15 protein-coding genes are annotated in these 20550 nt (G+C 64.2%); 9 read left to right on the top strand and 6 right to left on the bottom strand.

Annotated features, from left to right (window positions below; all coding sequences use genetic code 11):
• The first annotated feature begins 33 nt into the window (after positions 1-33).
• From HU760_RS15615 to HU760_RS15585, 7 genes are all read left to right on the top strand, one after another.
• Positions 34-2394 carry a DNA polymerase II gene (locus tag HU760_RS15615; RefSeq protein WP_186675724.1) on the top strand — a complete coding sequence of 787 codons (2361 nt, stop codon included), beginning with the start codon at positions 34-36 and terminating at the stop codon, positions 2392-2394.
• Positions 2395-2472: 78 nt separating this feature from the next.
• Complete coding sequence (locus HU760_RS15610; RefSeq protein ID WP_186675723.1) at positions 2473-6948, top strand: NEL-type E3 ubiquitin ligase domain-containing protein; 4476 nt, start codon at positions 2473-2475, stop codon at positions 6946-6948.
• A gap of 109 nt (positions 6949-7057) precedes the next feature.
• A complete protein-coding gene (locus HU760_RS15605; RefSeq protein WP_186675722.1) occupies positions 7058-11551 on the top strand; it encodes an NEL-type E3 ubiquitin ligase domain-containing protein in 4494 nt (1497 codons plus the stop codon).
• A 211-nt stretch (positions 11552-11762) separates the two neighbouring features.
• Positions 11763-12323, top strand: a complete 561-nt coding sequence (locus tag HU760_RS15600; RefSeq protein ID WP_186675721.1) for a DUF4174 domain-containing protein — start codon at positions 11763-11765, stop codon at positions 12321-12323.
• Between the two features lie 163 nt (positions 12324-12486).
• On the top strand, positions 12487-12978 hold the full coding sequence (locus HU760_RS15595) for an HvfA family oxazolone/thioamide-modified RiPP metallophore (protein ID WP_186675719.1): 492 nt from the start codon (positions 12487-12489) through the stop codon (positions 12976-12978).
• Positions 12979-13054: 76 nt separating this feature from the next.
• Positions 13055-13903 carry an HvfB family MNIO-type RiPP peptide maturase gene (locus HU760_RS15590; protein WP_186675717.1) on the top strand — a complete coding sequence of 283 codons (849 nt, stop codon included), beginning with the start codon at positions 13055-13057 and terminating at the stop codon, positions 13901-13903.
• Positions 13896-14594 (top strand): HvfC family RiPP maturation protein, encoded by a 699-nt coding sequence (locus HU760_RS15585; protein ID WP_186675715.1) that lies wholly within the window; start codon positions 13896-13898, stop codon positions 14592-14594. Before HU760_RS15590 ends, HU760_RS15585 begins: the two co-directional genes overlap by 8 nt.
• A 65-nt stretch (positions 14595-14659) precedes the next feature.
• Here the strand turns inward: HU760_RS15585 and HU760_RS15580 are convergent, their stop codons facing one another.
• From HU760_RS15580 to HU760_RS15565, 4 genes are all read right to left on the bottom strand, one after another.
• On the bottom strand, positions 14660-15148 hold the full coding sequence (locus HU760_RS15580; protein ID WP_186675701.1) for an HvfX family Cu-binding RiPP maturation protein: 489 nt from the start codon (positions 15146-15148) through the stop codon (positions 14660-14662).
• Positions 15149-15162: 14 nt separating this feature from the next.
• The gene (locus tag HU760_RS15575) at positions 15163-15780 is read right to left on the bottom strand and encodes a ferric reductase-like transmembrane domain-containing protein (protein WP_186675699.1); all 618 of its coding nucleotides are present in this window, start codon (positions 15778-15780) and stop codon (positions 15163-15165) included.
• Between the two features lie 119 nt (positions 15781-15899).
• Positions 15900-17198 (bottom strand): sensor histidine kinase, encoded by a 1299-nt coding sequence (locus tag HU760_RS15570; protein WP_186675689.1) that lies wholly within the window; start codon positions 17196-17198, stop codon positions 15900-15902.
• Positions 17195-17935, bottom strand: a complete 741-nt coding sequence (locus HU760_RS15565) for a response regulator (protein ID WP_016714679.1) — start codon at positions 17933-17935, stop codon at positions 17195-17197. The genes HU760_RS15570 and HU760_RS15565 overlap by 4 nt, the downstream gene beginning before the upstream one ends.
• A gap of 218 nt (positions 17936-18153) precedes the next feature.
• On the opposite strand from HU760_RS15565, the gene HU760_RS15560 reads away from it, so the two are divergent.
• The gene (locus tag HU760_RS15560; RefSeq protein WP_186675686.1) at positions 18154-18429 is read left to right on the top strand and encodes a DUF2790 domain-containing protein; all 276 of its coding nucleotides are present in this window, start codon (positions 18154-18156) and stop codon (positions 18427-18429) included.
• Positions 18430-18439: 10 nt separating this feature from the next.
• A complete protein-coding gene (locus tag HU760_RS15555; protein WP_186675941.1) occupies positions 18440-18955 on the top strand; it encodes a thioredoxin family protein in 516 nt (171 codons plus the stop codon).
• A gap of 98 nt (positions 18956-19053) precedes the next feature.
• Here HU760_RS15555 and HU760_RS15550 read toward each other — a convergent pair whose 3' ends face one another.
• Together HU760_RS15550 and aroQ are read right to left on the bottom strand one after the other, a co-directional pair.
• Complete coding sequence (locus tag HU760_RS15550) at positions 19054-19902, bottom strand: shikimate dehydrogenase (protein WP_186675683.1); 849 nt, start codon at positions 19900-19902, stop codon at positions 19054-19056.
• Positions 19899-20348 carry a type II 3-dehydroquinate dehydratase gene (aroQ, locus tag HU760_RS15545; RefSeq protein WP_186675680.1) on the bottom strand — a complete coding sequence of 150 codons (450 nt, stop codon included), beginning with the start codon at positions 20346-20348 and terminating at the stop codon, positions 19899-19901. The genes HU760_RS15550 and aroQ overlap by 4 nt, the downstream gene beginning before the upstream one ends.
• Positions 20349-20550 lie beyond the last annotated feature (202 nt).

Here is a 20550-nt window from a genome sequence, read left to right as displayed (position 1 = left end):
CAATCCTCAACAGCTGATTCAGAGGTCGACGCGGTGGAGTTGCAGCAGGGCTTTGTCCTGACCCGGCATTGGCATGACACTCCCGAAGGCACCTGCGTGGAGTTCTGGCTGGCCACCGACCGGGGGCCAAAGCAGTTGCGCCTGGCACCGCAGGTGTCGGTGGCATTCATTCCCCAGGCGCAGGAGGCGCACGCCCGGGTACTGCTGGCCAACGAACCCGGTGTGGAACTGCGACCGCTGCAGCTCAAGGACTTCGACCAGCGCCCGGTGCTGGGCCTGTACTGCCGCCAGCACCGGCAGTTGATGCAGCTGGAGCAACGCCTGCGCACGGCCGGTATCGAGGTGTTCGAAGGCGATATCCGCCCGCCCGAGCGTTACCTGATGGAGCGCTTCATCACAGCCCCGGTGCAGTTCACCGGCCAGGCCGATGCCCATGGTGTGCTCTGCGATGCCCAGATCAAGCCTTTTCCGGGCTATCGCCCGCCGCTGCGCCTGGTGTCGCTGGACATCGAGACCAGCGAGCGGGGTGAGCTGTACAGCATTGCCCTGGAAGGCTGCGGCCAACGGCAGGTGTACATGCTTGGCCCGGCCAACGGCACCGCCGCCGGCCTCGATTTCGACCTGCACTACTGTGCCGACCGCGCTGCGCTGCTCACCTGCCTCAACCAGTGGGTCGCCGAGCATGACCCGGACGCCATCATCGGCTGGAACCTGGTCCAGTTCGACCTGCGCCTGCTGCATGAACACGCCAAGCTGCTGCAGGTGCCGCTGGCCTTGGGGCGCAAGGGCACGCCTATGACCCTGCGTAGCCATGCCAGTGGTGGCCACGTGTTCGCCGAGGCCCCGGGGCGCCTGCTGATCGACGGTATCGAGGCCCTGCGTTCGGCAACCTGGAGCTTCCCGTCGTTCAGCCTCGAAAGCGTCGCCCAGACCTTGCTCGGCGAAGGCAAGGCCATCGACACACCGTACCAGCGCATGGATGAAATCAACCGCCGCTTCGCCGAGGACAAACCGGCCCTGGCGCGCTACAACCTCAAGGATTGCGAGCTGGTCACGCGCATTTTCGCCCACACCCGCCTGCTCGAGTTCCTCCTCGAACGTTCGTCGGTTACCGGCCTTGCCGTGGACCGCAGTGGTGGTTCGGTGGCAGCGTTCTGTCACCTGTACATCCCGCAGATGCACCGCCTGGGCTTCGTCGCTCCCAACCTCGGTAGCCGCCCCGATGAAGCCAGCCCCGGTGGTTTCGTCATGGATTCGCGCCCGGGCCTGTACGATTCGGTGCTGGTGCTGGACTACAAGAGCCTGTACCCGTCAATCATCCGTACCTTCCTGATCGACCCGGTCGGGTTGATCGAAGGCTTGCGCCTGCCTGACGAGGCGCATGCGGTGGCAGGCTTCCGGGGCGCGCGTTTCTCGCGTAGCCAGCATTGCCTGCCGGCCATTGTCGAGCGGGTCTGGCAGGGCCGGGAAGCCGCCAAGCGCGAGGGCAACGCGCCGTTGTCACAGGCACTGAAGATCATCATGAATGCCTTCTACGGCGTGCTGGGTTCCAGCGGTTGCCGGTTCTTCGACCCGCGCCTGGCCTCGTCGATCACCCTGCGTGGCCATCAGATCATGCGCCAGACCCGGGCGTTGATCGAAGCCCGGGGCTATGAGGTCATCTACGGCGATACCGACTCCACCTTCGTCTGGCTCAAGGGGCCATATGAGGACGAGGTCGCAGCACGCATCGGACGCGAACTGGTGGCCGAGGTCAACTTGTGGTGGCGCGAACACCTGCGCCAGCAGATGAACCTGGAAAGCGCGCTGGAGCTGCAGTACGAGGTGCATTACCGTCGTTTCCTGATGCCCACCATCCGTGGTGCCGATGAAGGCAGCAAGAAGCGTTATGCCGGGTTGGTGCTGCGCGCCGATGGCCGCGAGGAAATGGTCTACAAGGGCCTGGAGTCGGTGCGCACCGACTGGTCGCCGTTGGCCAGGCAGTTCCAGCAGGCGTTGTACGCACGGATCTTCCGTGGCCAGCCGTACCGCGATTACGTGCGTGACTATGTGCGGCAGACGTTGGCAGGCGAGCTGGACGAGTTGCTGGTGTACCGCAAGCGCCTGCGCCGGCCGCTGGCCGACTATCAACGCAACGTGCCGCCGCATGTGCGCGCTGCACGCCTGGCGGATGACTACAACAGCCGCCTGGGTCGGCCAAAGCAGTATCAGCGCGGCGGCTGGATCAGCTACCTGATGACCACCGCAGGCCCCGAACCGTTGGAAAACCGGCAAGCGCCGATCGATTACGATCATTACCTGAGCCGCCAGCTGCAACCGGTCGCCGATGCCATTCTGCCGTTCGTGGGTGATGATTTCGCTGCGCTGACCGATCGCCAGCTTCCGTTGTTCTGACGCGGTGGTACCTGGCTAGCACTCGCTGGCCTGGGGCAGCTACTAATTTCGCACCTCCCATTCCCCTGGAGGCGCGACATGCAGAACCGTCTGAATCCGACCCGAGCATTGCCCACAACCCTGGACCTGGAGCGAGGCTTTCAGGACGGCATCCTCGCCCGCCGCTTACCGGCCTGGCTGAGCGGGCTGAACCTGGTAAGCCCCGACAGTGCGCCGCAGCCGCCTTCTTCGGTAACGGCGGAACAACTGACAACGCTGCTGCAGGCCCTGCAAGACAGTTTCGACTGCCACCAGCGTCTGCAGCGCCAACTGGCGCCGCTGCAAGGCATTCGCGCGTTGTGCAAACCGCTGCTGCAGCGGGCGTTGCAGGAGAAACTGCATGCCCTGCACGACCCCGATACGTTGTTCTACCGCCACACCTACTTCACCGTTTCGCCTGATTCCGAACTGGCCACGGGCCACTTGGCGCAGCAGGAAAAAAACCACTACGACATCGCACTTGTCGACGCTGCGCTGGCCAATTTCACCGAGGATGAAGCGAGACCGGGCACCCTGCCGCGCAGCGACTGCCTGGTGGACGCGGCGGGTGTGATGGTACCGGGGGTGAGCGCTCCGGCGTTGGCCAAGCTGTGCCGCCAGCTGGATCTGGGCGAGCGTTACCAGGAGCACCTGGACACCGTCCTGTACCCGCCCGCCAGAGGCACCGAGGGCGTGCAAGCCACGCTCAAGGCGCAACTGGTGTCGAACATGCAGGTGGATGCCTTCAAGGCAATGGCCGGGGCGGCCCTGACCGCTGCAGAACTGGCCCTGGTCCTGGGGTTGTGCAGCAGCGGTGAGCCTGGCAGGTTCGCGGGCGACCCGGTCGCCGCCAGGCGTCTGCAAGCCTTTGGATGCACGCTGGAGCAGATCATCGTGCTGCACGTCACTCGTACCACGCTGGGTTTTACCAGCACCAGACGGGTGCTGGTGTACCTGCCTGGTGATCCGGTCTGCCCATGGTGTGCTGCACCAGACCTCGACACGTTTGTTCGCAGGACGTTAGGCAAACGCCTCGCCGACCCTCAATACCAGCATTTCTTCAGGCGTTTCCTACGCCTGCGTGATCAGGCCGGTTTTTTCGCCCGGGTTACCGCAGAGCTTGCAGATGTCACCGAAGCGGCTTCGCGGGATATGGAACAGTACCTGGTGGACTGTGCACTGCCTTTGTTCGACCACCAGGCCCAGGCGCGTATCGATGTGATCAAGGATGACGCGGCATTCATCGCGGTACCGGTGCGCATGATCGATAGCGGTGTACAGCAGGCGCAGCGTGAACGCCTGGAAGCCGGCGCCTGGGCTGCGGCAGGGGTAGCAGGGCTGTTCGTGCCGCTCATTGCTGCGGTGATGGTGGCAGCCACGGCCTGGGACATGCTCAAGGCCGCATTCCATGCGCTGGAAAGCTGGCGCGAAGGTGATACCCGTGCTGCCCTCCAGCACCTGCTGGATGTCGCCAGGACACTCATCACGGCGGGCATCACGTCTGTGCTGGGTGGCGCGGTGACGCGTAAAACCGACCTGGTCGAGCAACTGGTCACGGCACGGCTCGAGGATGGCAGCGAAAAGCTTTGGCGCTTCGATCTGGCGCCCTTTCGCACTACGCCGCCTGCGCTGCAGGCGCAGCCCGATGCTGCAGGTGTGTATCGTCTGGGCGAGCGTTGCTGGGTGAACATGCAAGGCTATTTCTACGAAGTGGTACAAGGCGACGACGAGCAATGGCGCCTGCTGCCCAGGCAAGGCCACGGCCCGCAGTTGCGCCACAACGGCGCCGGTGCCTGGCGGGTCTGGTGCGAGCAGCCGCTGGAGTGGGACGACACGCACGCTATGTTTCGGCGGCTGGGCGGCGAGTTCAGGCAACTGGAAGACGACCAGATCGATCACGTGCTGGCCATTCACGGGATGGAACCGGACGACTTGCGCGGCTTGCATGTGTGCGGCCAGGCAGCGGATGCCTGCGTGGTGGACACCGTCAGCCGGATCAGGCTGGCGAACCGCATCAAGGCCTTGGTCAGCCAGCTGCGCGCAGGCGGGCCGGTGGCCGATACGGCACTGCTTGCCCGGGCCCAGCGTTGGCAAGGTACAGGGGATGTGGCGAATGACGAGCTGGCTGATTACCTCTGGAACCGTCGCCGTTCGTTGCTGGGGCAGTTGTACTACGAACAGTACCCTCTGACGGAGGATACGCAGGCATTACAGCGCGATTTTGCCAGCCTGCACCGGCTGGCGGCGGAACACCTGCTGCGCACGGCAAGCCCGGACGACCTGTTGCTCTCGGCAGCGACACTGGTCAAACGCATCCGTTGCATACGTGTACACGAAGCCCTGTTGTTCGACACGCCGCAAACCCTCGACCTTGCGCGCTTCACCCTGGGCATGCTCGAGCGCGTGCCTGACGCGGACACCGGCCCGCGCTGGCAATTGTTCGACGGTGACGCCGGCGCGCCGCTGCTCAGTACACGGGGGAGCGGGCGGCAGTTGCAGCTCAGGTACCGGGATGGCCTGTTCCACCTCAGCGATGACCAGGGGCCGTTGGGCCCTGCCGGTGAGTTGTTCCAGCAGATCGCCAGCGGGTATACCCGTGAGCAGCGTGCGGCATTGGCCATTGGCAGACCGTTCGCCTTGCAGCTACGCAACGAGCTGGCACGGCAAGTGGCGCGACAGCGGGACGTGATTGCCGAGGTGCTTGGCATCAAGCCCTCGAATGGCAGCATGTTCATGCCGTTACGCCTGGCCAACGGCCGCATCGGTTACCCGTTGAGTGGTTGGCGCCAGTGTCTGGGGCTCGACCGGGCAGTGGTCAGGAACCTGGCCGCCGAACTGCGTGACCTTTATCCGGGTTTCGACGATGACGAAGTCGAGCACTGGCTGGAACGGTTGCGAGCGTCGCAACGTGACCCAGCGACGGAACTGGCCGAGCTGAAGCAACAGCTGGCGACCTTGCGGCGAACCCTGAAGAGCTGGCAGGTGGGCACGGTCAAGGCCTGGGCCTGGAAGGCACGCCGCGAGTTCGCCCGGGGGCTCATTGACTGCTGGCGCTACCTGGTGCCCAAACAGCTGAGGGCTGTAGAGGCGGGCCGCGGCTATTTGCTGAGTTGCTACAACAGTGATCTGGATGCCCTGCCGGCGATCCCGGCGACGGTCAGCTTCGCGCATGTGTCGGACCTGGCTTTGCGATCACTGCAGATAACCACCGTGCCGCACACGTTTCTGCACGCCTTCTCCACGCTGAGCACGTTGCACATCAGCAATTGCCGACTGCGTACGTTGGCGTTGACCCAGGCCATGGCCGAGCGCCTGCAGGTGCTGGACCTGTCGAACAACCAGATCGGGCCCGAGGGGGGTATGCCAGCCCTGTTGCAGGCCTGCCGCTCGCTGGTTTACCTCAACCTGTCCCACAACCCGCTGAGCAGTGCGCTGTCAGTGACAGGCATGCCCCGGCTCAATGCCTTGATGCTGCGGGGCGCGCGGTTGACGCAGATGCCGGCCGGGGTCATGGAGGCACCGCACCTTCATACGCTGGATGTGAGCCACAACGCGATCCGCACCTTGCCCTACGGGTTCTATCGCTCGGACTTGTGGCACGCGGGGCGGGTCTGGCTTGCAGGTAACCCGTTGCTGCGCGACCAGGATTCCTGGCATGAGGTAGTCGAAGACCAAGTGCCGACGATGCTGCGCTGGACCGACCTGGTGCAACCCGCTGAACGCGATCGCATGGCCGATATCTGGGGCAAGCTCAATGGCCAGGAGGCGTCGAGAGACTTCTTTCACCTGCTGCAGCGTTTGACCGGTTCGGCCGATTTCCAGCACGAGTTCCTGGCGCGCTACCTGGCCCTCAGGGTGCTGCGCATGCTGGTGTCGATGAATGAACAACCTCTGCTGCGCACGGAACTGTACGCACATGCGCTGACCGAGCATTGCCAGGACAATGCAACCTTGCGCTTCAGCGATCTGGAAGTACGCATGCGCAAATGGAAAGCGCTGCACGGCAGCGTGGCCGACGACCCTGAGCGGGCGCTGTTGCACCTGGGCGGGCAATGCTGGCGGTTGGATACCCTGGACCAAGTGGGTAGCTTGCACGCTGTGCGCGCCGGCCGGCCTGAGGAGTCGCTGGAGTTCGCACTGGCCTACCGACTGGCGCTGGCCGACGCGCTGGACCTGCCTGTCGAGCACGACGAAATGCTCAACCCCGGCGTTGCCAACCTGTCGCCGGCGGATATCGATGCCGCCGCGCAGCTGGTGCGGGTTGCCCAGTCCAGGGACGCACTGGTCGATTATCTCTCGACCACACCGTTCTGGAAGGAGCACCTGGCACGCGCCTTCGCGACGCGCCTGAGCACACCACATTTCTTCCATGCCGAACTGGAAGCGCTGGTCGAGCGTAACGCCGCGCAAGCGGACATCGATCGGCTTCAGGAGCGCGTGCAGCAGTGGGAACTCAATGTGACCAAACAACTGACACGGGAGGCGTTGGGCCGCCACCTGACGGCGGTGATGATGCCTGTGGCTGCGCCGAGGTAGCGGTGCCCGGGTACAGCCCTTGCCGGTGCAGCAGGTGGTAATCCGCTAGGCACCTGGGGGGCTCGTCCGTCGATAGCCTTGCGTTTTCTCAGCACGCGGAGGCGGCATCATGGGTAATTTGCAAGCCACACACGACCTGCTCGAACAAGCCGAGCAGGACGCCATCATCGCCAAGCGCTTGCCCGGCTGGATGCGCCCGGGCAAGCCCGAGCACATGAGGGTCCTGTGCCAGGCACTGAGGGGCAGCCTGGACTGCCGATACCGCTTGCAGGCCTTGTTGCAGCAGATTGTGCCGATCGATCGCTTCGCCACACCCTTGCTGAGCCAGGCACTGCAGGCCCGCTATGGCTTGGATCACGACCTTGGCCATTTGTGGATGCGTACGGCATTTGAAAAGCCGCTGAGCACCTATGCGCCGATTCGCGTGCCTTTGACCCAACGGGTCTATTACCAGATTCCCCTGCTCGAGGCAGCGTTGCACGGCTTTGCTGCTGCTGAAGCAAAGGCCGCTGGCCAGGCGCCGGGCTGTGGCCTCTATCAGGCCGACGGCACGCCACTGGAGTCGCCCAGTGCCGTGGCTTTCGCCAGCCTGGTTCGCGAACTGGACCTGGGTGAGCGTTACCAGCAGCATCTGGACAGCTACCTGGCAACGCCGCAGAGCAAGGCGTTGCTGGCAGACAGCGTGCGTCACGGCATGCTGATCGATGCCATGCAGGCTCACCATGCGGGTGTGCTCGACGAAGCAGAGCTTGAATTGCTGGTCAAACTCTGGCGTGACGGCTGGTTATCCCAGCTCAATGACACACGGGTACTGGGCAAGCGCCTTGAAGTGCTGGGTTGCCCGCTGCAGCAGATCGTGGTGCTCGACGTTCGCGATGAAACCTTTGCCCCGCTGCATACCAGTACCAGGCGCGTGCTGGTGCATATCCCGGGTGACCCTCACGGCGCGTGGAGCGCCCATGACGATCTGCAGCAGTTTGCCCGGCGTGTGCTGGGGCAGCGCTTGCGAATGGCCAGCTACCGGCAGTTTTTCGCTCGCTTCGTACGGGCACGTGACAGCCAGGCGTTTTTTTCGCACATCGAGGCGGGCTACGACGACCTGACGACATGGGCCAACATCGACCTTCACGAACGCATGCAGCCTATGGGGGCTTATGTGTTCAAACACCTCGCGGCACTGCGCGTTGCTCAGGTCAAGGATGATGCCGAGGTGTTCGCGCCCCCTGTCGCGAAGCTGGACCGGCAGGTCCAGCTGGCGTACGAGCAACGCCTGAAGGCGCTGGGGCTGACCGTTCTGAGCGCTGCCAGTCTTTACCTGCCCGCACTGGGGACCGTGCTGGTGGCCATGCTTGCCTGGAAATGGCTGGATGATGTGTTTCAGTCGGTGGCGGCGTGGCAGGAGGGGGATGTCCGTGAAGCACTGGACCACATCACCGAGGTGGCCACCGACCTGGCCGTGATCGCTGCCACAGGCACCGCACTGGGCGCGGCACGGCGCCTGTGGCAGCGCTCGCTGCGGGTCGACTGCATGCCCCAGGCGCGCCTGGAGGATGGCACCGTGTGTTTATGGGACGGTGACCTGGCAGCCTTTCGTGGCGAGTCGCCACCTGCCGATGCGGTGAGTGATGCGCAAGGTGTGTGGCGCCACGGGGAGCGCACCTGGGTAGTCATCGATGAGCACTTCTACCGGGTGGTGCAGCGCAGTACCGATGGCTGCTGGCAATTGCGGCCGCGCAACGGCCACGGGCCGCTGCTGGTGCACAATGGTGCCGGCGCCTGGAGGCTCTGGTACGAACAGCCGATGCAGTGGGATGCGCCTCGCTACCTGTTCAGGCGCCTGGGTGGCCAACTGGCGCAGTTACAGGACGAGCAGATTGACGAAGTGCTGGGCATCCACGACCTGGACAGCGACCAGCTACGCGCCTGGCATGTACTGGGACGCGCGCCCGAGCCGGGAGTAGTCGACAGCGCCCAGCGGGTGCTGATAGACCAGCGGATTCGTACATTGGTGGCCCGCTTGCGGGCCGGGCAGCCGCCCGAAGACAGTGTGGTGCGGGCGCAGCTCGACGGCCTTGCAGGGAGTGCGGGCCTTTCCGGGCAAGCCCTGGCGGACCTGGCCTGGGCCCAGCGGCGGAGGTTGTTCGAGCAGGTCTATCAGGCTGAAGCCCAGGTAGTGGCAGGCGACCCTGATGTCATGGCGCTGCGGCGCGTGTTCCCGGGGCTTCATTGGCGTGCCGCACAAGCGTTGCTGGCCAAGGCCAGTGCAGCGGACCGGGAACGCCTGCAACTGACCGGGCGCATCTCGTTACGCCTGGCCGAGGCCGCCAGGCAGCGACTGACTGACGTGCGCATGGTGCGGGTGTTCGAAGCGCTGCACTGGGATACCCCGCAAAACCTCGACCTTGCCCGCGTTGTGCTGGCGATGCTCGAGCATTTGCCGGCGGCCAGCGACGGGATACGCTGGCGGCTGTTCAATGGCGGGGAACGCACTGTACCGGTTGCGACGATGCAGGCGGGTAGCCCGGCCTGCGACCTGGTCTTCGACAACGGGCTGTTCCAGCGTATCGACCCGCAAGGGCTGGCCGTTGGCGAGGCGGGCGAGCTGTTCGAGGTCATCAGCCATGCCTATGGCGATGACCTGCGCGCAGCCCTGCAGGTGCCTGAGCCTTTTGCCCATAACCTGCGGGTGCTGCTCACGCGCCAAGCCCTGGCCAGGCGTCAGGCTGTCGAGCAACTGCTCAGCCCTTCGCCCACGTCGGGGCTGCACCTGCCCACCCGGCTGGCGGACGGCCGTATCGGCTACCCCTTGAGCGGGCGCCTACCCGGCCGCTCGCCAAGCGCGTATCGACCAGGGCCGATCCTGCGCCGCGTGCGCTACCTGTACCCGACCTTCACCGATGACCAGGTGTTTGCCTGGGTAGAACAGGCGCGCAGCTCGGTTCTGGGGCTGGAGCGCACGTTGCAGCAGTACGAGCAGACCTTCGATGCACTCACCACGCAGTTGCGCCGCTGGGTTCATGCCGCCACCAACACCACCGAGCGAGAGAACCGGCGCCGGTTGCGTCATGCATTGCGCAGTTGCTGGCAACAGATGACCGAGGAGGGCGCGCAAGAGGTGGGGCCCGGCATGGTGTACCGGTGGGACATGGCCGAAACGCGCACCAGCAGCCTGCCGACGTTTACCGAACAGGTGGTGTTTGCCCATGTAAATGCGCTGACGCTGCAGAATATGCAGCTTGAAGATGTGCCCGAGAGTTTCCTGCGCGCATTCCCGAACATCCGTGGCCTGGAGATGCCCAGCAACCGGCTTGTCCGGATCCCGCAAGCGCTGCTGCGCATGCCCAACCTGCAGCGTCTGAGCCTGCAGCGAAACCGCATCAGCCTGGATCCCGGGCAAGCCACCATTCTGGCCAGTTGCCCCAATCTGGTGTACGTCGACTTGTCGCATAACCCTTTGGGTCGGCCGTTCTCGTTGAGTGGGCTGCCGCGCCTGCGCGAGCTGCGGCTTGCCGAAACCGGTATCCGGAGCGTCCCTTATGGACTCCTCCAAAGCACCTCCCTGAGGGTGGTGGATTTTCGCGACAACCTCATAACCAGCATGCCGGAGGGTTTCTATGATTCGCGGCTATGGACGGAGTACGAAGTGCACCTCAGAGGTAACCCTTTTGACGAGCTCGAAGCCCAGCGGCTGCATACGGTGTTGCTTGCCGCAATGGCCGATGGTGGCGCGGCGGCGGTACCCGCACGGTTGCGCTGGATGGATGCGGCCGGGGTCAGCTTGCGTACCGAGCTCGGCGCCCACTGGGAGGCCCTGGAAGCCATGCCTGATGCCACGCAGTTCTTCAACCTGCTTGAACGCTTGATGGAGACCGAAGACTTCCAGCGCCTGACCGGGGCACGTTACCTGGCTGGCCGGGTGCTGGAGGTGCTGCGCGCCATGAGAGGGTCGGACGAGCTGCGCGAGCTGATGTTCAATGACGCCGAGCAGTTGACCTGCCAGGACAGCGTGGCCCTGCGTTTCAGCGACCTGGAGCTGCGTTTGCTGGTGTGGCGGGCCCGTACCCAGGCGACGGGTGGGCAGGAGCAGGCACTGCTGCGGCTCGGCCGGCAAATGTGGCGGCTGGATGAGGTCGATCAGTTTGCCCAGCAGGACGTGCTCGCGCGTGAACTCGATGGGCGAGGCACAGATCCGATCGACATAGTACTGGCTTATCGCCTGGGGCTGCGCGAGCAGCTCGAGTTGCCGGTCCTCACCAGTGGCATGACTTTTCGTACGCTCGCCCAGGTAGGGGCGCGGCAATTGGCGCAGGCGCAGAACTGGGTGCTGGCCAATGAAACCGGAGAGCGGCTTGCCAGTTCATTGATCGTGCGTGACTTCTGGCAAGCGCACCTGCGCGCAGCCTATGCAACGCGGTTCGAGTTGCTCGACGCTCCCTTTCACGAGCGCGTGGAGGCGTTGCAGGGCGACTTCAACCTGCCCGAGGCGGAGCGTTTGGCCGAAATCAATCGGGTGGCAGGCGAGCGGCAGGCGGCGGAACGCGAACTGATGATGACGCTGACACTCGATGCGCTGGACCGGCAGGCAGAACAGGCGGCGGCTTGAAGTAGTCGGTGCCGGCACGGGCAGGGGTATGGCGATGAACTATGCTCAATATCGGGCATCGGCGGTGTGCTGAGCAGCGCATGTGCCTGGGGGGGAAATGCCAGGTTACCTTTGCATACGCACGTGCCGGCCCGGTTGGTTTAGGCTTGCCTGCAGGATTTTTCTCCCTGATCTGTAGTCTTTGGTTTATCGAGAGAATAAGGAGATACGCATGCTCGTCCGGTCATTGACCCTCGCCACCTTGCTCGCACTGGTCGGCCCTGTGTCCGCTGCCGATAGTGACGCGCCGCTGGCCAAGGAGCTGGGCAAGGCCAGGCCCTTGGTCGTCATTGCCCCCAGCAGCGCCGACCCGACGTTGCGCGGGTTGAACAAAGCCCTCGAGGATCCGGCGACCCAGGCCGCCTTCAAAGAGCGCAACCTGGTGATCTACAGTGTCGCCAACATGATGGGCAAGCGTGAGGACAAGAACCTGGAGCAGCAGACCACCATGGCCCTGATCCGCGAGCTGAAGCTGGGTGCTAGCAAGGGCACCAAGGTGATACTGGTGGGCAAGGACGGCGAGCGGCACATGCTCAAGGACGACGAGAGTGGCGAGGTTATCGACCCGCAGGTAATTCTCAAGGCGGTCGATGACCTGCCCGCCAGCGAAAAAGCCGTGACGGCGCCCGAGCCTGTGGCCGCGGCGGCAGCGGAAACCAAAGCCAAGGCCAAGGACAGCAAGCCTGCCAAGCCCGCCAAGCCGGCCGCGCCGCCCAAACCGCTGGAAGACTGACCCGGTACAACGGCCCCGGTGCACCTGGGGGCCGTTGTGTATCCCACTGTATCTGCCCGCGCCGCAGACCCATTCCCATACAAAACCGCTTCCTGCTAGATACATCCACGACATACCGCAACGGCCTAATGGCTCCACATTCCAACCACAGTGGAGCGACACCATGACTCAAGTACGAAACACCCTCGGCCTGCTCGGCGCCGCCCTGATTGGCAGCATGGCATTGGGCAGCAGCGCGTTTGCCGTCGAACCGTTGGCCCAGGGTTACCAACTGGCTTCGGCCAAGGTGGCAGGCGAGGGCAAATGTGGTGAAGGCAAATGTGGTGGCAGCGCCAAGGCCACCCAGGGCGAAGGCAAATGCGGTGAGGGCAAGTGCGGCGCCAGCGCCAAGGCCGGTGCCGAAGGTAAATGTGGCGAGGGCAAGTGTGGTGATGCCTCGTTCGCCAAGACCGACAGCAACCACGACGGCAAGGTCTCGCGCGACGAGTTCATGGCGGTAGCCAAGGACCGTGCCGGCGACTTCGACAAGATCGACAGCAACCACGATGGCTTCATCTCCGAACAGGAGGCGGCGGACCACCTCAAGGCGGTCTACCAGGCTAATGGCAAGACCATGCCCGAAGGCTTGTTCAGCCACCTGACCGGTAAGTCCTGAGCCTCTACCCCATGAACCGCGCAACGCCCCTCCTGCTGGTCAGGTGGGGCGTTGCGCCTGTTGCGGAGACCTGTTCATGCACCCCACATCTTTGTCCCCTGCACCGTTACAGACCGGGCTTGGCCTGCGCCGCGGCCTGTTGCCGGAACTGCTGGCCATGGAGGCTGGCGCTGTGGACTTTCTCGAATGCGCGCCGGAAAACTGGATTGCCGTGGGTGGTGCCTATGGCAAGGGCCTGGCGCAGTTGGCCGAGCGTTTTGCCATTACCTGCCACGGGCTGTCGTTGTCGCTGGGTGGCAGCGAGCCGCTGGATCGCCATTTCCTTGGCCAGACCCGGCAGTTTCTCGATCGCCACCAGGTGCGCCTGTACAGCGAGCACCTGAGCTACTGCAGCGATGACGGACATCTGTACGACCTGATGCCCATCCCATTCACCGACGAAGCGGTGCGCCATGTGGCCGCGCGGATTCGCCAGGCCCAGGATCACCTGGAGCGGCGTATTGCCGTGGAAAACATCAGCTACTACGCCGCACCTTACCAGGCGATGAACGAACTCGATTTCATCTGTGCGGTCCTCGATGAGGCCGACTGCGACCTGCTGCTGGACGTCAACAATGTCTTCGTCAATGCCTGCAACCACGGTTACGACGCCCGTGAATTCCTTGCGGGCTTGCCCCAGGCGCGGGTGACCGGCATGCACGTGGCCGGCCATTACGATGAAGCGCCGGACCTCAAGGTCGACACCCATGGGGCTGCGGTGAAGGAAGAAGTGTGGGCGCTGTATGCGGTCGCCTGTGCGCGCTTTGGTGTGCAGCCGACCGTGCTCGAGCGTGATTTCAACTACCCACCGCTGGCCGAACTGCTTGCCGAAACGGCGCGCATTCGCACTGTGCAGCGTGCTTCGGGAGGGCATGCAAATGAATGACACCTTGCGTGAGCAGCAGTACACCTTGGCCCGCCACCTGCGTGACCCGCAGCGCCATGCACCGCCGCCGGGGGTGGAGGCCCGGCGCCTGAGGGTTTACCGCGAGTTGTTCTATGGCGCTATCGAAGGTTTGCTGGCCGGCAGTTTTCCGGTGATGCGCCAGGCGTTGGGCGAACCGCGTTGGCATGCCCGAGTGCGAGATTTCTATGCCAACTATCGCAGCCAGACACCGTTGTTCACCGAGATAGCCGAAGCGTTCGTCGATTACCTGCAAGGCATTGAGCTGGATGCGCCCTGGCAGCTGGAGCTGGCGCACTATGAGTGGGTCGAGGCGCAGTTGTATCTGAGCGATGCCGAGGATCCGGCCCATGACCCGGCAGGCGACCTGCTGGAAGGGGAGCCACTGTTGTCGTGTGTGGCGCGGGTGTTGGCCTATCGCTGGCCGGTGGAGCGGATCGGTGCGGATTACCAGCCTGTGGCTGCGCCTGAGGCGCCGACCTTGTTGCTGGTTTACCGTGATGCCGGGTTGCAAGTGCGCTTTGCACGCCTGGCGCCATTGGCGTATCGCTTGCTGGCACTGGAGCAGGGTACTGGGCGCGCGCGGCTGGAGGCATTGGGAGGAGATGTCCAACAGGGGCTGGCATTGCTGGAGGGGCTGCGCCGGCAAGGAATCATCATCGGTACAAGGTGAAACGTGGTATCGGGGCGCTTTGCGTCCCCTCGCCGGCAAGGGGCTGCAAAGCAGCCCCAAGGCAATTACCTGCAGAACCGCGCCCTGAGCCAATGGTCCAGGCTCAAGCGCCCGGCCCCCTTGAGCAGCAGTGGCAGCAACGCCACCAGGTAGATCAACGGCAATTTGAAATTGCCAAAGCCCTGGTCGGTAATGGCATAACCCTGGGCCAGTTCGGCCAGGCTTGACCAGTGCGCCGGCCAATGCACCGCAGCAATCGCCACCACCGTCACCACCATCAGTCCCGCCGATGCCAGCCGAGTACCCAGGCCGAGTAACAGCAGCAACGGCAGGATCAGCTCCGCCCACATCGACAGCTGCCAGTTCAGTTCCGCAGGCAGCAGGTTGAACGGGAACGGGAAGCTCGATTGCAAGTCAGCGAACCAGTTGCTGCCGTTGAACTTCTCCCAGCCGGATTCGAAAAACTCCCAGGCCAGGAATAGCCGCAACGGCAGGTCGGCACTCCATGTGCCGAAGCGGTCAAAGGTGTTCAGGGTGCGGGTCAAGGTGATCATGCTGTTTTATCTCCTCAGGAAATGGCGCGGGCGTGACGGCGTTGCTGGCGGGCCAGCTTGGCCGTGAGTTTCATGGTGATGGCGCTGAACATCAGGGCGAACGCCAGCGGGTACCAGCCGCCCATGGGGATGCGTTTGTAGAACGACAGGCAGAACACTGCCGCCAGTAGCCACATGCCGGTGCTGTGCAGGGCCTGCCAGGTACGCCCGCCCAGCAGGCGCATGGGGGCCTTGAACGAGGTCACGGTGAGCAGCAGCAAGAACAGGTAGCCGAGGGTGCCGGGCAGGCTGGAAGCGACCGTGCGGTTGGCCCAGAACAACTCGGGGAACTGCTGGGCATAGCGATAGATCAGCACGCCGTGCACTGTGTGGGAAAAGGCGAATGCCAGCCCCAGGTAGCGTCGTTCGTGAAGGATGCGGCGGCTGTGGGCGCCTGGCAGCAAGGTCACCAGGGATGAGGCCAGGAATGCCAGTAGGAACAGCGCGAACGAGCTGCGAGCGGTGGCGCGGATGGCGCTGCGCAGGCCGTCCGGGTCAGGTTGGCTGGCCAGGACCACGGCGGTCATCGCCAGGGTCAGGCCGGCAAGGGCGGCGAACAGCTTCCAGCCAGAGGGCAGGGTGACGGGTTTCATCTGGGGGCTCCCGGAGTGTGGTTGTAACCGGGATTGTGTGGGGGTGGGGTATCTGCAGTGTGTCGAGGGTGATGGGGTCGTGTATCAGTTTGTACTCGGGCGCCGGGCGACGCCCACTCTCACAAAGGCCGATCGTTCAATTCGATCTGTGCGCACAGCCCGCCGTTCGAGCGGTTGCTCAGGGTCAGTCGGCCGCCCATGGCCTGGCTCAACTGGTAGGCGATGGCCAGACCCAGCCCGGTACCACCGGTACTGCGGTTGCGTGAGCCTTCCACGCGGTAGAACGGCTTCAGCACCTCATCCAGCTCGCCAGCGGGTATTCCCGGCCCTTCGTCGAGCACGCGGATCACCGTCAGGTCGCCCTCGCGGCACACTTCCAGCTCGGCAGCACCGGCGAACTTGAGGGCATTGTCCACCAGGTTCACCAGGACCCGGCGCAAGGCATGCGGCCGGGTTTCCAGCAGGCTGCCGCTGCTGCCACGGCGCTCGACCCGGGCACCACTGTCCTGATAGTCGAACACCAGGCTGTCGAGGAATGCATCGAGGTTGACCCGGCATGGGGCCTCGGTGCTGGTGTCCATGCTTCGCGCATAGGCCACGCCTTCGCGCACCAGATGTTCCATCTCGCCCAGGTCACTCCACAGCTTGTCCTTTTCCACCCCGTCGTCCATCACCTCGACACGCAGCTTCATGCGCGTGATTGGCGTTTGCAGGTCGTGGGAGATTGCCGCCAGCAACTGCATGCGCTCTTTCAGGTAGGCGGCGATACGCGCCTGCAGGGCGTTGAAAGCCACTGCGGCGTAGCGCACTTCGCGCGGCCCGCTTTCATCCAGCTGCACTCCGGGCTTGTCCGGGTCGAGGTTGTCCACCGCGCGGGCCAGACGGGTCAGCGGGCTGATGGCCAGGCGCACGGCCAGCCAGGTGCACAGCAACAGCACGGCCAACTGGATCAGCAGCACCACCGGCAGCCAGCGCGCCACCGGGACGGGCGCCGGGGTCACGTCGATGGTCAGCGGGGCACCGTCGGCCAGGTTCAGGTGTGCCTGGAAGTGCGCGATCGGGCCGGGGATTTCCTGGAAGGTCAGGCGATAGTCGCTGCCGATTGCCTTGACGATCGAATCGGCGGCCATGGGCGGGTCGCTGCTCGGCATCGCTTCACCCGCCAGGCCCTGGTCCAGTCGGTAGCGGTAGGTGCGCCGCTCCAGGCGCGGCAACCAGGCGGCGCGTTCGGCTGCGGGCAGGCGGTCGAGGATGGCCACCGAAGTGGCCACGTCCTGTTCCAGGGTGCTGAGCATCATCGAGCGGCTGCTGATGTAGCGCTCGTAGGCCTGCAGGCCGAATGACAGGCCGTAGGCCAGTACCAGGCCGGTGAAGAAGATGAGCGCCAGGCGCGAGGCGAGGGTGCGTGGCCACTTCATGACGGCGACTCGAGCAGTTGCACCGGCAGCGAGAACACATAGCCCTCGCTGCGCACGGTCTTGATGCAGTTGGGTTCGCGCGCGTCGTCGCCCAGGCGCTGGCGCAGGCGGCTGACCAGCAGGTCGATGGAGCGGTCGAAGATGTCGGCCTCGCGGCCTTGGGTCAGGTTGAGCAGCTGTTCACGGCTGAGCACCCGCTGCGGGTGGTCGAGAAACACCCGCAGCAGGCGGTACTCGGCACCGCTGAGGGCCACCAGGGTGCCTTCGCTGTCGAGCAGGTGGCGCGCGGTAGTGTCCAGGCGCCATTGGCCGAAGCCCAGCAGCCGGCTGCTTTCGCTGATGGTCAGGTTGGGCGGCAGCATGCGTGTGCGACGCAGCACGGCATTGATGCGGGCGAGCAGCTCGCGGGCCGAGAACGGCTTGGTCAGGTAATCGTCGGCACCCATTTCCAGGCCGATGATGCGGTCGGTCTCGTCGTTACGGGCGGTCAGCATCAGCACCGGGGTGTTGCGATGCTTGCCGGCGCGCAGCTCGCGGCACAGCAACAGGCCGTCGTCGCCGGGCATCATGATGTCGAGCACGATCAGGTCGACACTGTTGGCTTCGAGGAAGGCGCGCATCTGCCGGCCGTCGGCGACGATGCTGGTGCGCAGGCCGTTCTTCTTCAGGTAATTACCGACCAGTTCGCGGATTTCGCGGTCGTCGTCGACGATCAGGATGTGATCGACATGTTCCATGCTGCGTTCCTGTGCAGAGGGTGTGGGTGCAGTGTACCGAGCGCATGCGTGCTTGCCTGCTGGGTTTTGTATTGCAGTGTATCTGGCTCGGGAGCTGATACAGGACGAAGCAGATCACGGCGGTGGGTGACACATACGGGATACCTGGCAGAGGTGAAATGGCCCTCGACCGGGGAGCACGACTCCCTACCCCCAAAGCGTCACACAGGAGAGATGCCATGAACTTCAAGACCTTCGCCAGCGCCAGCCTGTTCGCCGTGCTCGGCTTCGGCACCCTCGCCGCACACGCGGCCAGCGCACCGATGGACGACGCTGCCGTGATGCAGTACCGCTACGGCGACCACCTGGATGTACAGAAAGTGTTATCGGTGCAGGATGACCAGAGCAATGCCTGCGGCCTGGTGAACACCCGCATGGACTACCTCGACTCCAAGGGCCAGCAGCAAAGCGTGCAGTACCGCACCTACGCCACCGGCGGTTGCCATGAAAACTGATCGTCGCCAGATGTTGAAGGTGGGCAGTATTGCCCTGGCGCTGATCGGCCTGGGCCTGGCCGGGCACCTGTTGGCCCGCGACAGCTACGGTGTCATGCCGTCGCTGTCGGGCGCCAGCCAGTGGCTCAATTCGGCGCCGCTGGATGCCCCGGCGCTGAAGGGCAAGGTGGTGCTGGTGGATTTCTGGACCTGGGACTGCATCAACTGCCAGCGCAGCCTGCCGCATGTGAACGAGTGGGCACGGCGCTATGCCGACCGGGGTCTGGTAGTGGTCGGCGTGCACACACCGGAGTACGACTACGAGCACGATGTCGGCACCTTGCGTGACAAGGTGGCCAGGCTGGGGATCGGTTACCCGGTGGCGGTGGACAACGACTACAAGGTGTGGAACGCCTGGGGCAACCAGTTCTGGCCGGCGCACTATTTCGTCGACCGCAAGGGCCAGGTGCGTCATGTGCATTTTGGCGAGGGCGATTACGCCGGGCAGGAGCAGGTGATACAGGCGTTGCTGGATGAGAAGGGATGATTGGCCTGAGTCCGCCTGTTTGCGGGTGAACCCGCGCCCACAGTGGGGCGCAGTACCTGTGAGGGCGGGTTACCTGCGAAGCAGCATGCGCCGAATCATCAGGTAAAGCTGGCAAAATGCGCCTGCATCCTCGCCGCATCAGCCTGGCGCCCGCTGAACAGTTCGAACGCTTTCACCGCCTGAAACACTGCCATGTTGCTGCCATCCAGCGTGCGGCAGCCCAGTGCCCGGGCAGCGCGCAGCAGTTCGGTTTCCAGCGGGAAGTAGATGATCTCGGCTACCCACAAGCGCGCATGCAGCAGCTCCACCGGCAGCGGTGTGCCAGGCAGCTTGGCCATGCCCACCGGGGTGGTGTTGACCAGCCCGTCCGCGTCGGCCAGCGCCACGGCCAGGTCGCTGCCGACCACGGCGCGTCCACTACCGAAATGCGCATTCAGGTTGTCCACCAAGGCCTGCGCACGCGCCGCGTCCACTTCGAACAGCACCAACCGCTCGACCCCTTCCCCCAGCAGGGCATGGGCCACAGCCGAACCTGCGCCACCGGCACCCATCTGCACCACCTGGCGCCGGGCCACGTCGGGCAGGCCACGGCGCAAGCCTTCGGCAAAGCCCAGGCAATCGGTGTTGTGGCCGACCCGCTTGCCGTCCTTGAGCACCACGGTGTTCACCGCGCCGATGCCGCGGGCTTCCTCCGACAGCTCGTCGAGCAATGGCAGGATTGCCTGTTTGAACGGGTAGGTGATGTTGAGCCCGGTGAAGCCGGTGTACTGCGCGGCGTCGAGCAGGCCAGGCAGGGCACTGTCGTCCAGTTGCAGTTGGTCGGCGTCGATCAGCCGGTACAGGTAGCGCAGGGCCTGGGCATCGCCTTCATGTTCGTGCAGGGCCGGGGTACGCGATAGCTGGATACCGCGGCCGATCAGGCCAGCGAGGATGGCTTGCTGGCTCATGCGCCGTGCTCCTGCAGCATTTCGGCGAAGTGGCTGAGGGCCATGCGGTAGCCGTGGCTGCCCAGGCCGCAGATCACGCCAACGGCAACGGAGGATACGAAGGACAGGTGGCGGAAGGGTTCGCGCTTGTGCACGTTGGACAGATGTACTTCGATAACCGGCAGTTCGGCGGCGACCAAGGCGTCGCGGATGGCCACCGAGGTGTGGGTCCAGGCACCGGGGTTGATCACGATGCCGGCGCAGCGACCACGGGCGGCGTGGATCCAGTCGATCAGTTCGCCTTCATGATTGGTTTGGCGGAATTCGATTTCCAGGCCATGGGCATGGGCAGTATCGGCACAACCCTGGGCCAGGTCGGCGAGGGTTTCGTAGCCATACTGGGCAGGCTCACGGGTGCCCAGCATGTTCAGGTTGGGGCCGTTGAGCACGAGAATGAGAGGCTTCATGACGAGCATCGCTTTGTTGTTGTTGGATGCATCCAGTTTTGTACCGACTGGTTAGTTTAGTCAATCGAGCTGAAGCGTGACACCGGGAAAGTGGGCGATTATCGAACCGCGCTTACCGAGAAGCGCGTACTGATTACAGAATTGTCATTTTGCCGCCACCGCCCCGATAAGCAGCGCTTTCTACAGTGCCTCGCCAACGTTC

The organism is Pseudomonas oryzicola (assembly GCF_014269185.2).
GTDB classification, from domain to species: domain Bacteria; phylum Pseudomonadota; class Gammaproteobacteria; order Pseudomonadales; family Pseudomonadaceae; genus Aquipseudomonas; species Aquipseudomonas oryzicola.
This window is presented reverse-complemented; position numbering and strand designations above follow the sequence as displayed.